The organism is Nostocoides sp. F2B08, from assembly GCF_009184895.1.
Taxonomy (GTDB): domain Bacteria; phylum Actinomycetota; class Actinomycetes; order Actinomycetales; family Dermatophilaceae; genus F2B08.
This window is the reverse complement of record NZ_WESE01000006.1, coordinates 102,974-117,251: the sequence shown is the minus strand read 5'-3', so window position 1 is coordinate 117,251 and position 14,278 is coordinate 102,974. Positions and strand designations below refer to the sequence as shown.

The window sequence follows — 14,278 nt, the reverse complement described above, 5'->3', positions numbered from 1 at the left end:
AGCCTAGGCCGTCCTCACGACAGCGGGCCGACGTGTTGACAGATTGGTAACTGATTGGTTACCTATTTCCGTGGACGTGTTCACCGCCATCGCCGACCCGGTGCGGCGCAGTCTGCTGGAGGACCTCGCCCGGGACGGCGCAACGCGGGTCGTCGACCTGTCCCGGGGCCGCGGGATCTCACGGCCGGCCGTCAGCCGTCACCTCCGCGTCCTCACCGCGGCCGGTCTCGTCCGCGCGACCGACCGGGGCCGCGAGCGCCACTTCGAGCTCGTCACCGAGCCCCTCGAGCAGGTGGACCGCTGGACGTCCGCCCTGCGGTCGGCACCCCCACCGCCGGTCGCCGAGCACGCACTGGACGCCCTCGAGCTCGAGGTGCGCCGCACCGTCCGCGAACGGGCAGGTTCGACGGGGACCGGACCACCGCATACCGCATCCGAACCATCCCCCGCACAGTCAGGAGAGAGCGCATGATCACCGGAACACGAGAGCTGCGCGGAGGCCAGGAGCACCTCGTGCTCACCCGCACCTTCGCCGCACCCGTCGAGGACGTGTGGGCGGCGGTCACCGAGTCCGAGCGTCTCGGGCGCTGGTTCTGCACCTGGACCGGCGACCCGGCCACGGGTCTGGTCGAGGTCACGTGGGCCTTCGAGGACGAGATGCCTGTCGAGCCCTACGCCATCGACGAGTGCCACCCGCCGCACCACCTGCGCGTGCACAACGTCCACGACGACCCGGGCCAGGTGTGGACCCTGGACCTCCGGCTGCACGAGGAGGACGGCCGGACCGTGCTCACCTTCGCGCAGGTGCTCACCGGCGCCCAGCCGGTTACCGACGTGGGCCCGGGCTGGGAGTACTACCTCGACCGACTCGTGGACAGCGTCCGGACCGGCACGGTCAGCCAGGTGCGCTGGTCGGACTACGAAGGCCTCGGCGGGGAGTACGCCGCCGCGTTCGGCGCGACCTAGGCGGTCCGAACCACCGCCACGCTGTGCCCGCCGACCCGCACGGTATGCGCTCCTCGCCTCGGGTTCGGGACCTCGCCGAAGGAGGCGGTCACCTCCCCCACGGTCCCCTCGAGCGGGGCCCGCACCTCCTCGGACCCGAGGTTGGCGACGACCCGGAAGGCGCCACGTCGCACGACGACCCAGCCGGCATCGGCGTCGCGCTCGACCGCGACGGCCCGCAGATCCGGGTCGGCGAGATCGGGCTCGGAGCGCCGCAGCTCGATGAGCCGGCGGTACCAGAGCAGCATGGCGCGGTGGTCGCCGACGCCGACCTCGTCCCAACGCAGCACCGAGGCGTCCCGGGTCGACTCGTCCTGGGGGTCGGGCACCCCACCGTCGACCCAGCCGTGCTCGGCGAACTCCGCGCGCCGCCCCTCGCTCACCGCCCGCCCCATCTCGGGGTCGCGGAAGTCGGTGAAGTACTGCCACGGCGTCGAGGCGGCCCACTCCTCGCCCATGAACACCATGGGGGTGAAGGCCGACAGCAGGTACAGGGCGGCTCCCGCGGCCTGCTGCCCCGGCGTGACCGAGGCCCCGATCCGGTCGCCGGTGGCCCGGTTGCCGACCTGGTCGTGGGTCTGCAGGTAGGCGACGAACCGGTGACCGCTGACAGTGGCGGGGTCGACCGGCGCGCCCCACTCCTCGCCGCGGAAGGTGCTGAACGACCCGTCGTGGAAGAACGCACGGGTCAGCGTCTTGGTCAGCGCCTCGGGGTCGGCGAAGTCGCCGTAGTACCCCTGGGTCTCGCCGGTGAGCGCGACGTGCAGGGCGTGGTGGACGTCGTCGGCCCACTGCGCGCTCATGCCGAGCCCACCGTCGGCGACCGGCGTGATCATGGTGGCGTCGTTGAGGTCGCTCTCGGCGATGAGGTCGAGCGGACGTTCCACCCGTTCGGCGAGCGCCGCGGTCGCCTCCGACAGCTCGGCGAGCAGATGCGGGCCACCGTCCCGCTCGGGGGTGTCGTCCTTGAGCTCGTGCACCGCGTCGAGCCGCAGGGCGTCGACGCCGAACAGCTCGAACCACCGGGTCGCCGCGTCGACGATGAACCCGCGCACGACGTCGCTGTGCTCGGCGTCGAGGTTGACCGCCCAGCCCCACGGAGTGTCGTGGGTGTCGGTGAAGTACGGGCCGAAGAGTCCGAGGTAGTTGCCGACCGGGCCGAGGTGGTTGTAGACGACGTCGAGGCAGACCCCGAGACCGCGGGCGTGACAGGCGTCGACGAAGCGGATGAACGCGTCGGGCCCGCCGTAGGCGTCGTGGACGCTGTAGAACCCGACGCCGTCATACCCCCAGCCGCGCCGGCCGGGGAACGCCGCGAGCGGCATGACCTGGACGACGTCGACGCCGAGGTCGACGAGGTGGTCGAGCCGCTCGACCGCGCTGTCGAGGGTCCCCTGCGGCGTGAAGGTGCCGACGTGCATCTCGTAGACGACTCCGCCGAGCGTCCCCGCACCCCCGCGCGGCCCACGCCACTCGCGGTCCCTCCTGCGCAGCGGCGCTCCGCTCCACCACCGGCTGCGGCGGTGCACGCCGTAGGGCTGCCACGCGCTGCGCGGGTCGGGCAGGACCGTGCCACGGTCGAGGACGAAGCCGTAGTCGAACACGTCGTGCTCGCCGGGATCACCGTCCCAGCGCCACCACCCCCCGCGGCCCTTGCGCATCGTCTCCCGCAGCGGCTCGCCGTCGGCGATCGCATCGATCTCGACGGTCTCGGCGTTCGGTGCCCAGACGCTGATCACGAGTGGTCCTCCCCTGTCGTCGGTCGGTCGCTTCCCTCCGCCCGCACGAGCAGTGCGACCGGCCTCCCGGCGAGCACATCGCCCACCCGGGCACCGTCCCCGCCCACGGTGAGCGAGCGGTCGGCCAGCAGGTCGGTCCACTCCCCTTCCGGCACCGGTATGCGCTGCTCGGCTCCTGCGCTCGGCTGCGCCTGCGCGCGACGCGCGACGACGACGACCGCAGGCCCGGCCGCGTCACCGCGGGTGAAGGCGAGGATCCCGTCGGGTGCGGTGAGCGGCGCATACGTGGCCTCCTCGCCGGTGAACCACTCGGGGTGGTCCCGGCGCAGCCGCAGGGAGCGCGAGACCACGAGGAGCTTCTCGTCGTCGAGGTCGACCGGCGGTTCTCCCTCGTCGAGGCGCGCGAGTCGCGTAGCGCGGTCCTCGTAGTTCACGGGGCGTCGGTTGTCGGGGTCGACGAGGGCGAGGTTGACGATCTCGCAGCCCTGGTAGACGTCGGGGACCCCCGGCATCGTCAGCTGGACGAGCCGCTGGCCGAGGATACCGGCGCGGATCGTCTCGGCGTGGGCGAGGACCCACTCGTCGAGGTGCGCGCGGATCGCCGGGTCGCGCAGGACGGCGAGCGCGAAGGCGGTGACCGTCTCCTCGTACTCGGCGTCGCCGTCGATCCACGCGGTGTGGGCCTTGGCCTCGCGCACGGCCTTGAGGAGGTACTCCTCGAGCCGAGCGGCGGTGATCGGCCACGTGCCGACCAGGGTCTGCCAGATGAGGTATTCGGTCGGGCGGTCGAGCCGCTCGGTGCGGTGCGGTTCCGCGAGCCGCTCGGCCTCGACGAGCCACCCGGCCCAACCCGCGGGGTCGGCCGCGAGCACCATGAGGCGGGCGCGCACGTCCTCGGAGCGCTTCGTGTCGTGCGTGGTGAGCGTCGTCATCGTCAGCGGCCAGTGCTCGAGCCGGCCCCGCGCATACTCGTGGAACGCGTCGACCTCGATCGCGAGGTGCTGCGGGTGCCCGCCGACCTCGTTGGCGCCGGCGAGGCGCAGCCAGCGGTAGAAGGCGGTGTCCTCGATCCCCTTGGCCATGACGGGTCCGCAGGTCTGCTGGAAGCGCACCCGGAACTCGTCCCAGACCTCCTGGCTGCCGGCCGGCACGTGCGCGAGCCAGCCGCCGGCGACGAGCGTGCCCATGACCTCGAGGGCCTCGTGGTCGGCCTCGTCGAGAAGGTCCCGGGCCCGGTCCCGCACCCCTTCGAGCACGGAGACCGCGACGCCGTCACCGGCCTTGCCCGGGATGACGTAGGCCCGGTAGCGGTCCATCGAGACGAGCATCGCCTCGAGCGCGCGGCGCAGCGCGTCCTGGTCCCCGTCCGGCACGATGCGCGCGACGAGGCGCATCAGCCGGTCGACCTCGGCGGCCTGGACGTCGTCGACGACGAGCCGCTTGGAAGCGACGATCGTCTGCTCGAGCGGGATGCCGTGGGGGGTGTCGTGGGACCGCTGCTCCCAGAGCCGGTCCAGCTCGTCCGCGCCGCGGCCGTCGGTGAGCACCTGCTGGACCCGCAGCAGCGCGTCGTACCCGGTCGTGCCGGCGCAGCGCCAGCCGGCGGGCAGCTCCTCCTCGCCCTCGAGGATCTTCTCGACGACCACCCAGCCGTCGCCGGTTCCGGCCGCGAGCGCCTCGAGGTAGCCACCGGGGTCCGCAAGCCCGTCCGGATGGTCGATGCGGAAACCGTCGATCGCGCCGTGGCCGTACAGGGACAGCAGGAGGGCATGTGTCGAGGCGAACACGACGGGGTCCTCGACGCGCACGGCGACGAGGGTCGTGACGTCGAAGAACCGGCGGTAGTTCAGGCCCTCGGCGGCCTCCCGCCAGCTCGAGAGCCGGTAGGCCTGCGACTCCAGCAGCTCCGGCAGGGGCAGGTGCTCGGTACCGGGCCGCACGGGGAACTCGTCGCCGTAGTGCCAGATGACCCACTCGCGTCCGGTCGGTCCGCCGTCGGAGGCCAGGACGATGTCGCCCTTGGCGATCGCGGCCTCGACGCTGCCGCCGAGGACCGGCATGAGGATCCGGTCGTCCTCGACGTCCCAGTCGACGTCGAACCACGCCGCGAACGGCGACTCGCGTCCCTCGCGCAGCAGCGACCACAGCGGGGAGTTCAGGTGGGTCGGGCGCGGGACCGTCATGTGGTTGGGCACGACGTCGACGATGATCCCGAGACCGTGCTCACGACAGACGTCGACGAGCCGGTCGAAGCCGGCGTGCCCGCCCGCCTCGGCGTTGATCCGGGTGTGGTCGAGCACGTCGTAGCCGTGCATCGAGCCGGGGGCCGGCTGCAGGATCGGAGAGAGGTATGCATGACTCACGCCGAGTGCCGCGAGGTAGGGGACCTGCCGGGCCGCGTCCTCGTAGGTGAAGCCGGCGTGGATCTGGAGGCGGTAGGTCGAGACCGGCACCGGGCGCCCCGGTCCCGGCCGGTGCCGGGCGGCCAGGGCGTGCCGTGCGGCGGCGAGCCTGGCCCGCCGCTGCACCGTCCGGTCGTGTGCGGTCCTGTGCTCGTCTGCCGCCGCGGTCGTCACGCCCGAGCCACCCCCGACACCCCGGCGGGAGCCGGCATGGGGTCGTCCTTGCGGCAGCGCAGGACGACGAGGGAGCGGGACACGACGTCGATCTGGGTGTCAGGGCCGTATTCGCCCGGGTCGACGACGTCGGCGGCGGTGTCGATCTCGACGAGCCACCCGTCGCCGTACCCCTCGTCGGGGAGGGTGAACGTCATGTCCTCGCCGTGGGCGTTGAAGAGGATGAGGAAGGAGTCACCGACGATCCGGTCCCCCCGCGTGTCCGGCTCCGGAATCGCCTGACCGTTGAGGAAGACCATGACCGCCTGGGCGTCGCCCTGGGTCCAGTCCTCCTCGGCCATGTGCTCACCGTCCGGCGTCAGCCACGCGATGTCGCCCATCGACGACTCGCCGCCGTGGTCGGCGCTGCCGGCGAAGAAGCGCCGCCGCTGGAACACCTCGTGGTTGCGGCGGATCTGGATGAGACGGCGGGTGAAGCCGAGCAGGCTCTCCTGCTCCTCGGTGAGGTCCCAGTCCATCCAGGACAGCTCGTTGTCCTGGCAGTACACGTTGTTGTTGCCCTGCTGCGTGCGGCCCATCTCGTCGCCGTGGGCGAGCATGGGCACGCCCTGGCTGAGGATCAAGGTGGTGAGGAGGTTGCGCTGCTGGCGGGCCCGCAGGGCCTTGACCTCGGGGTCCTGCGTCGGGCCCTCGATCCCGCAGTTCCACGACCGGTTGTGCGACTCGCCGTCGCGGTTGTCCTCGAGGTTGGCCTCGTTGTGCTTCTCGTTGTAGGACACGAGGTCCCGCAGCGTGAACCCGTCGTGGGCGGTGATGAAGTTGATCGAGGCGATCGGCTTGCGCCCGCTGTGCGCGTACAGGTCCGAGGAGCCGGTGATGCGCGAGGCAAACTCACCGAGGGTGTGCGTCTCACCCCGCCAGAAGTCCCGGACGGTGTCGCGGTACTTGCCGTTCCACTCGGTCCACAGCGGCGGGAAGTTGCCGACCTGGTAGCCGCCGTCGCCGACGTCCCACGGCTCGGCGATGAGCTTGGCCTGGGAGACGATCGGGTCCTGCTGGACGAGGTCGAAGAACGCCGACAGCCGGTCCACCTCGTGGAACTGTCGGGCCAGGGTCGCGGCGAGGTCGAAACGGAAGCCGTCGACGTGCATCTCGGTCACCCAGTAGCGCAGCGAGTCCATGATCAGCTGGAGGACGTGCGGGTGCCGCATGAGGAGGCTGTTGCCGGTGCCGGTCGTGTCGTAGTAGTGGTGCTCGGCACCCGGGACGAGGCGGTAGTAGCTCGCGTTGTCGATGCCCTTGAAGGCGAGGGTGGGGCCGAGGTGGTTGCCCTCGGCGGTGTGGTTGTAGACGACGTCGAGGATGACCTCGATGTCCGCGGCGTGCAGCGCCTTGACCATCGACTTGAACTCGAGCACTTGCTCGCCGCGCGAGCCGTAGGCGGCGTAGGCGTTGTGGGGGGCGAGGAAGCCGATCGTGTTGTAGCCCCAGTAGTTCGACAGGCCCTTGTCCTGGAGCGTGGTGTCCTGGACGAACTGGTGGACCGGCATGAGCTCGAGGGCCGTGATGCCCAGGCTGCTCAGGTGCTCGATCGTCGCGGGGTGGGCGACCCCCGCATACGTCCCGCGGATCTCCTCGGGCACGTCCGGGTGGGTCTGGGTCAGGCCCTTGACGTGTGCCTCGTAGATGACGCTCTCGTGGTACTCGTGCCGCGGCTGGCGGTCCTGCCCCCAGTCGAAGAAGGGGTTGGTGACGACCGAGTACATCGTGTGCGGGAGCGAATCGAGGGTGTTGAGCTCGTCCGACCCGTCGAAGTGGTAGCTGTAGAGCGACTCGTCGCTGCTCACCTGGCCGTCGATCGCCTTGGCGTAGGGGTCGAGGAGCAGCTTGGCCGGGTTGCACCGATGCCCGTGCTGTGGCTCGTAGGGCCCGTGGACGCGGTAGCCGTACCGCTGGCCGGGCTGGATGCCGGGCAGGTACGCGTGCCAGACGAAGCCGTCGACCTCGGGCAGCTCGACCCTGGTCTCGGTGAGGTCGTCGTCGATGAGGCACAGCTCGACGGCGGTGGCGACCTCGGAGAACAGCGCGAAGTTCACCCCGGCGCCGTCGTAGGTAGCGCCCAGTGGATATGCCTTGCCCGGCCAGACCTGCACGGATGAGTCCTCTCAGCGCTCTTGATCGCTGCCCCCTGGATAGAGTGACGACAGCAGCCGCCTAATCTATCGAAGCGCTGGGCCCGCCCCCAATCGGGAGGTCGGGCGAACGTCTGCCTGGAAGGAACATTCGTGACCGCTGCCCGAGTCGCCATCGTCACCGGAGCCGCCCGTGGGATCGGGGCCGCCACCGCCTCGCGCCTCGCGAAGGACGGGTACGCCGTGGCCGTCGTCGACCTCGACGAGTCCGCCTGCGCCGACGCCGTCGCGGCCATCGAGGAGGCCGGGGGGCGGGCGATCGCGGTCGGCATCGACGTCAGCCGGGCCGACCAGGTCGAGGCCGGGGTGCGGCGCATCGCGGACGAGCTCGGACCGCCCGTCGTGCTGGTCAACAACGCCGGAATCATCCGCGACAACCTCCTCTTCAAGATGACCGAGGACGACTGGGACGCCGTCATGGGTGTGCACCTCAAGGGCGCCTTCCTCATGAGCAAGGCGTGCCAGGGCTTCATGACGGAGGCCAAGTTCGGCCGGATCGTCAACCTCTCCTCGTCCTCGGCCCAGGGCAACCGCGGTCAGGCGAACTACTCCTCGGCCAAGGCCGGCCTGCAGGGCTTCACCAAGACCCTGGCCATCGAGCTCGGCAAGTTCGGCGTCACCTCCAACGCCGTCGCGCCGGGATTCATCGAGACGGAGATGACGAAGTCGACCGCGGAGCGGATCGGTGTCCCCTTCGACGACTTCATCAAGCACTCGGCCTCCCAGATCCCGGTCCAGCGGGTCGGCCAGCCCGAGGACATCGCCGCGACGATCTCGTTCCTCTGCTCCGAGGAGGCGGGTTTCGTCTCGGGGCAGGTCATCTACGTCGCCGGCGGTCCGCTTGACTGATCCCGCCGGTTCCCTGCTGCTCCGCCGGGCACGGCTCGTCCCGGTCGCCGGTCCGGCACCGCAGCATCCGGTCGACGTCCTCGTGCGCGACGGGGTCGTGACCGAGGTGGCGCCGCGTCTCGGCACCGCGGTCGGTCTCGAGGTGATCGACCTCGACGGCCGGTGGCTCATGCCGGGCCTGTGGGACCAGCACGTGCACCTCGGGCAGTGGGTCCTGCGCACCGCGCGTCTCGACCTGGGTTCCGTCACGGATGTCGCCTCCACGTGCGCCGCCGTGCGCGAGCGGCTCGCGGCGACGAAGGACGCCCCCGTCGTCGCCTGGGGCCACCGACCGGCCACGTGGGCCGAGCAGCCGACGGTCGCGGCCCTGGATGCGGTCAGCGACACGGTCCCCATCGTCCTCATCGCGGGCGACGGGCACCACGGCTGGGTGAACACCCCGGGCCTGGAGCTCCTGGGCCTCCCGCCCCGCGAGGGGGTGGTCGCCGAGGGCGAGTGGTTCGACACGTACGCGCGCCTCACCGACGTCGGTCTGGGCGGGGACGCCTCGCCGGCGGCCTACCGACTGACCATGGAACAGCTCGCCCGGCTCGGCGTCGTCGGGGTCGTCGACCTCGAGTTCGCCGCTCCGGTCGAGGCCTGGGGTGAGCGGGTCGCCGCCGGGGCCGACGTCCTCAAGGTCCGCACCGGGGTCTACCCCGACTACCTCGACGACTACCTCGCCGCAGGCCTGACGACAGGCACCCCGATGCCGGGCTGCGGTCCGCGCCAGGTGTTCTCGGCGCTCAAGATCATCTCCGACGGGTCACTCAACACGGGGACCGCCTGGTGCTGCGACCCGTATCCGTCCGGTGCGGTCGGGGACGGTGAACCGGGCGCCGAAGGAGTGAACTACGGCGCTCCCAACTACAGCGCCGCCGAGCTCGACGAGCTCGTGGGCCGAGCGGTCGCGGCCGGCCTCGAGGTGGCCACCCACGCGATCGGCGATGCAGCCGTCTCCATGGCGCTCGACGTCCACGAACGCTGGAACGCTCGCGGCTCGATCGAGCACGCCCAGCTCGTGCGGCGGGCCGACCTGCCCCGGATGGCCCGCCTCGGCCTGCGGGCGAGCGTCCAGCCGGCGCACCTGCTCGACGACCGCGACCCGACCGAGCAGAACTGGCCGGACCGCACCGAGCGCTGCTTCGCGCTGCGCTGGATGCTCGACGCGGGTGTCCCCCTCGCCCTCGGCTCGGACGCGCCCGTCGCCCCGCTCGACCCGTGGCTCGCCATGGCCGCGGCCGTGCATCGCTCGGCCGACGACCGCGACCCCTGGCACGGCGAGCAGGCGCTGACCGTGGGCGAGGCGCTGGCCGCCTCCGTCGACGGCCAGGGCACCGTCCACGTCGGCATGCCGGCCGACCTCATCGCCCTCGACCACTCACCACTTCTCCCCAATAGGACCGAAACGGCGAACGGCACCACGCCACTTCCCCCACATAGGACCGAAACGGCGAACGGCACACTGGACACCGCCGCGGCGGCGGCGCACCTGCGCGCCATGGGATCGGCCCTGACGGTCATCGACGGGCGAGTCGCGCATACCTCGCTCTGAGCTCTCGGCTCAGAACGATCTCTGCTCAGAAGCCGAGGTCGCGGCCGATGAGCTCCTTCATGATCTCGTTGCTGCCGGCCCAGATCTTCGTGACGCGGGCATCCCGCCAGGCGCGGGCGACGCGGTACTCGTTCATGAAGCCGTAGCCGCCGTGCAGCTGGACGCACTCGTCGAGGACGTCGTTCTGCACCTGGGCGCTCCACCACTTGGCCTTGGCCGCGTCGACGGCGGTCAGCTTTCCCTGGGCATGAGCCGCAACGCAGTCGTCGACGTAGGCCTCGGCGACCTCGATCGAGGTGACGAGCTCGGCGATCTTGAACTTGTTGTGCTGGAAGGCGCCGATCGGCTGACCGAAGGCCTTGCGGTCCTTGGCGTACTGGATGGTCTCCTCGAGGATCGCCTTGGCGTGGGCGACGTTCGAGACTGCGGCACCGACGCGCTCCTGCGGGAGTCGCTGCATCATCGCGATGAAGCCCATGCCTTCCGGGCCGATCCGCTGCTCGTCCGATACGCGGACGTTCTCGAAGAAGAGCTCGGCGGTGTCGGACTCCTCCTGGCCCACCTTGTCGAGCTTGCGGCCGCGGGTGAAGCCCTGCATGCCGGTCTCGACCATGAACAGCGTGATGCCCTTGGCACCCTTGGTCGGATCGGTGCGGGTCGCGACGATGACGTAGTCGGCCTGGTAGCCGTTGGTGATGAAGGTCTTGCTGCCGTTGATGACCCACTCGTCGCCGTCGCGCACGGCGGTCGTGCGCAGCGCCGCGAGGTCGGAGCCGCCGCCCGGCTCCGTCATGGCGATGGCGCAGATCTTCTCGCCGCTGGCCATCCCGGGCAGCCAGCGCTGCTTCTGCTCGTCGGTGCCGAGGTCGACGATGTAGGGAGGGCAGACGTCGGCGTGGATCCCGAAGCATGAGGCGACCGCCGCGTTGAACCGCGAGATCTCCTCGGCGAAGACAGCGTTGAACCGGTAGTCCTCGGCGCCGGCGCCGCCGTACTCCTCCGGGATGTCGAGACCGAGGAAGCCCTGCTTGCCGGCTTCGACCCAGATGTCACGGTCGATCGACTTGGCCTCGAGCATCTGCTCGGCGCGCGGCACCAGGCTGCGCTGGACGAACTCGCGGACGGAGTCGCGGAAGGCCTCATGGTCGGGGCTGTAGACGTTGCGGGGCATGACGACCTCTCGTGTGATGACTGTGCCGATGTCCGAAGCGGCTGGTGTCCGAAACGGACTAAGCGCTTGCTTAGTCTCGGTCGGGTGCGCGATGCTGTCAACATGTCGTTGCCCACATCGCTGTCGTCACGGCGCAGACCGCCTCCGCGGACGGGGACGTCCACCCCGGACCGGCTGAAAGAGGCCGCGGTCGTCGAGTTTGCGACGCGCGGGTTCCACGCGACGACGACCCGTGACATCGCGGCTCGGGCCGGGCTGTCTCCGGCCGGCGTCTACGTGCACTTCCCCTCCAAGGAGGACCTCCTGTACGCGATCTCGGTCGACGGCCACACCGCCGCTCTCGAAATGCTGCGCGAGGCGGCCGAGGACGCCGGCACGCCCCCGGATGCGCTGCGCACGACCGTGGGCACCTTCGCGCAGTGGCACGCCGAGCGCTTCCAGGACGCCCGGGTCGTCCAGTACGAGTTCCCCCATCTCGCACACGAGCACCGCGAGCACATCCTCGACCTGCGCAAGGACATCAACCGGGTCGTCTCCGACATCCTCACCGCCGGGGTGGAGAGCGGACACTTCGACGTCGACGACGTGCCCGCGACGACTCTGGCCGTGTTGTCCATGGCTGTCGACGTGTGTCGCTGGTACGACTCCGAGATCCGGCGCAGCCCGGAGAGCATCGGCACCGACTACGGCGAGCTCGCGGTCCGACTCGTCTCGAGGCGCGGCGCGTGAGCACCGCCGTCCACCAGGGCACCGGACACGGCGGCTCCCCGTCGATCGCGGTCCCGGACTACTGGTGGTACCAGGCGCGGACGAGACTGCTCGAGCAGGCACTCGGCGATTTCGTCGAGCCGGGCGGTCGCGTGCTCGACGTCGGCAGCGCCGACGGTCCGAGCGCCTCGTGGTTCCGCGAGCGCGCTACTGTGACAACGGCGCTCGATGTCGACCCGAGAGGCCTGGCGAACGACGGCGTGTGCGGTTCGGCGACCGCGCTCCCCTACGCCGATGCCGTCTTCGATGCGGTGGCGGCGTTCGACGTCGTCGAGCACTGCGAGCCGGAGTCGCTCGCCTTGCACGAGATGCGGCGGGTGCTGCGCCCGGACGGCGTGCTCGTGCTGTCGGTCCCGGCGTACCAGTGGGCATGGTCCGACCACGACGTCGCCAACGGGCACTACCGGCGGTACACGAGACCCCGGATCGTCGATGCGGTGACGGCGGCGGGGTTCACCGTCGACCGGGCGACGTACGCGTTCGCGGCGGTCTTCCCGATGTTCGCCGCCGAGCGACTGCTGCGCAGGGTTCGAGACCGGGGGCGCACGGCCGGAGCGGCGGACATCGCCACCGTCCCGACCGTGCCGCGGCCGCTGCACCATGCCCTGATGGGTCTGTGCCGACTCGACGAGCGTCTGCTCGCCTCGCGGGACCTCCCCTTCGGGTCGTCGGTGCTGCTCGCCGCTCGCCCTAGTCGCGCGTGAGCTTGCGGTAGGTCACCCGGTGCGGCCGGGCCGCCTCCTCGCCGAGCCGCTCGATCTTGTTCTTCTCGTAGGCCTCGAAGTTGCCCTCGAACCAGTACCACTTCGCAGGGTTCACGTCGTCGCCCTCGTAGGCGAGGATGTGCGTCGCGACGCGGTCGAGGAACCAGCGGTCGTGGCTGATGACGACGGCGCAGCCGGGGAACTCGAGCAGTGCGTTCTCGAGTGAGCCGAGGGTCTCGACGTCGAGATCGTTGGTCGGCTCGTCGAGGAGCAGCAGGTTGCCGCCCTGCTTGAGGGTGAGCGCGAGGTTGAGCCGGTTGCGCTCTCCACCGGAGAGGATGCCGGCCTTCTTCTGCTGGTCGGGTCCCTTGAAGCCGAACTGCGAGACGTATGCGCGGGACGGGATCTCGACGTGACCCACCTTGATGAAGTCGAGCCCATCGGAGACGACCTCCCACAGTGACTTCTCGGGGTCGATGCCCGCCCGGGACTGGTCGACGTAGGAGATTTGGACGGTCTCGCCGACCTTGACCTCGCCGGAGTCCGGCTCCTCGAGGCCGACGATCGTCTTGAAGAGGGTGGTCTTGCCGACGCCGTTGGGGCCGATCACACCGACGATGCCGTTGCGCGGCAGGGAGAACGACAGACCGTCGATGAGGACGCGGTCGTCGAAGCCCTTCGTGAGGTTCTTGACCTCGATGACGACGCTGCCGAGTCTCGGCCCCGGCGGAATCTGGATCTCCTCGAAGTCCAGCTTTCGGGTCCGCTCGGCCTCGGCGGCCATCTCCTCGTACCGGGCCAGGCGGGCCTTGCTCTTGACCTGGCGCGCCTTGGCGTTCGACCGCACCCATTCGAGCTCGTCCTTGAGGCGCTTCGCGAGCTTGGCGTCCTTCTTGCCCTGGACCTGGAGGCGCTCGGCCTTCTTCTCGAGGTAGGTCGAGTAGTTGCCTTCGTACGGGTAGAGGCGACCCCGGTCGACCTCGGCGATCCACTGCGCGACGTTGTCGAGGAAGTACCGGTCGTGCGTCACGGCGATGACTGCGCCGGGGTAGGACTCGAGGTGCTGCTCGAGCCAGAGGACCGACTCGGCGTCGAGGTGGTTGGTCGGCTCGTCGAGCAGGAGCAGGTCGGGCTTGCTCAGCAGCAGCTTGCACAGGGCGACCCGACGACGCTCACCACCGGAGAGGACGCTGACGTCGGCGTCCGGCGGCGGGCAGCGCAGCGCGTCCATCGCCTGCTCGAGCTGGGAGTCCAGGTCCCACGCGTCCGCGTGGTCGATGTCCTCCTGGAGCTTGCCCATCTCGGTCATGAGCGCGTCGAAGTCGGCGTCCGGGTCGGCCATCTCCTCGCTGATCTGGTTGTAGCGATCGAGCTTGGCCTTGATCTCGCCGACACCCTCCTCGACGTTGCCGAGGACCGTCTTGTCCTCGTTGAGCGGCGGCTCCTGCAGGAGGATCCCGACTGTCGCGTCGGCCGCGAGGCGGGCCTCGCCGTTGGACGGCTGGTCCAGGCCGGCCATGATCTTAAGGATCGTCGACTTGCCGGCTCCGTTGGGCCCGACCATGCCGATCTTCGCCCCCGGGTAGAAGGACATGGACACGTCGTCGAGGATGACCTTCTCGTTGTGCGCCTTGCGGGCGCGGGTCATGGTGTAGATGAACTCGGGCATGCGGCCAGGGT

Annotated in this window: 11 protein-coding genes; 6 read left to right on the top strand and 5 right to left on the bottom strand. The window is 70.3% G+C overall.

Annotated elements, in window-relative coordinates; translation table 11 throughout:
* The first annotated feature begins 70 nt into the window (after positions 1-70).
* A complete protein-coding gene (locus GA707_RS14290; RefSeq protein ID WP_152179122.1) occupies positions 71-472 on the top strand; it encodes a helix-turn-helix transcriptional regulator in 402 nt (133 codons plus the stop codon).
* Complete coding sequence (locus GA707_RS14285) at positions 469-966, top strand: SRPBCC domain-containing protein (protein WP_152179121.1); 498 nt, start codon at positions 469-471, stop codon at positions 964-966. The genes GA707_RS14290 and GA707_RS14285 overlap by 4 nt, the downstream gene beginning before the upstream one ends.
* Here the strand turns inward: GA707_RS14285 and treZ are convergent.
* Genes treZ through glgX form a run of 3 tightly spaced genes read right to left on the bottom strand, consistent with a single transcriptional unit; the run spans position 963 to position 7,473 of the window.
* On the bottom strand, positions 963-2,744 hold the full coding sequence (gene treZ, locus GA707_RS14280) for a malto-oligosyltrehalose trehalohydrolase (RefSeq protein WP_152179120.1): 1,782 nt from the start codon (positions 2,742-2,744) through the stop codon (positions 963-965). The genes GA707_RS14285 and treZ overlap by 4 nt on opposite strands.
* Complete coding sequence (gene treY, locus GA707_RS14275) at positions 2,741-5,320, bottom strand: malto-oligosyltrehalose synthase (RefSeq protein ID WP_226963809.1); 2,580 nt, start codon at positions 5,318-5,320, stop codon at positions 2,741-2,743. Before treY ends, treZ begins: the two co-directional genes overlap by 4 nt.
* A complete protein-coding gene (glgX, locus tag GA707_RS14270; RefSeq protein WP_152179119.1) occupies positions 5,317-7,473 on the bottom strand; it encodes a glycogen debranching protein GlgX in 2,157 nt (718 codons plus the stop codon). The genes treY and glgX overlap by 4 nt, the downstream gene beginning before the upstream one ends.
* Positions 7,474-7,605: 132 nt before the next feature.
* On the opposite strand from glgX, the gene fabG reads away from it, so the two are divergent.
* On the top strand, positions 7,606-8,361 hold the full coding sequence (gene fabG / locus GA707_RS14265; RefSeq protein ID WP_152179118.1) for a 3-oxoacyl-ACP reductase FabG: 756 nt from the start codon (positions 7,606-7,608) through the stop codon (positions 8,359-8,361).
* The gene (locus GA707_RS14260) at positions 8,354-9,955 is read left to right on the top strand and encodes an amidohydrolase (RefSeq protein ID WP_152179117.1); all 1,602 of its coding nucleotides are present in this window, start codon (positions 8,354-8,356) and stop codon (positions 9,953-9,955) included. Before fabG ends, GA707_RS14260 begins: the two co-directional genes overlap by 8 nt.
* A gap of 25 nt (positions 9,956-9,980) precedes the next feature.
* Here GA707_RS14260 and GA707_RS14255 read toward each other — a convergent pair whose 3' ends face one another.
* Positions 9,981-11,126 carry an acyl-CoA dehydrogenase family protein gene (locus GA707_RS14255; protein WP_152179116.1) on the bottom strand — a complete coding sequence of 382 codons (1,146 nt, stop codon included), beginning with the start codon at positions 11,124-11,126 and terminating at the stop codon, positions 9,981-9,983.
* 102 nt (positions 11,127-11,228) lie between these two features.
* On the opposite strand from GA707_RS14255, the gene GA707_RS14250 reads away from it, so the two are divergent.
* Both GA707_RS14250 and GA707_RS14245 read left to right on the top strand, forming a co-directional pair.
* The gene (locus tag GA707_RS14250; protein ID WP_152179115.1) at positions 11,229-11,855 is read left to right on the top strand and encodes a TetR/AcrR family transcriptional regulator; all 627 of its coding nucleotides are present in this window, start codon (positions 11,229-11,231) and stop codon (positions 11,853-11,855) included.
* Positions 11,852-12,598: a bifunctional 2-polyprenyl-6-hydroxyphenol methylase/3-demethylubiquinol 3-O-methyltransferase UbiG gene (locus GA707_RS14245; RefSeq protein ID WP_152179114.1), complete on the top strand. Its 747-nt coding sequence runs from the start codon at positions 11,852-11,854 to the stop codon at positions 12,596-12,598. The genes GA707_RS14250 and GA707_RS14245 overlap by 4 nt, the downstream gene beginning before the upstream one ends.
* Here the strand turns inward: GA707_RS14245 and ettA are convergent.
* The gene (ettA, locus tag GA707_RS14240) at positions 12,585-14,267 is read right to left on the bottom strand and encodes an energy-dependent translational throttle protein EttA (protein WP_152179113.1); all 1,683 of its coding nucleotides are present in this window, start codon (positions 14,265-14,267) and stop codon (positions 12,585-12,587) included. The two genes, GA707_RS14245 and ettA, sit on opposite strands and share 14 nt — an antisense overlap.
* Positions 14,268-14,278 lie beyond the last annotated feature (11 nt).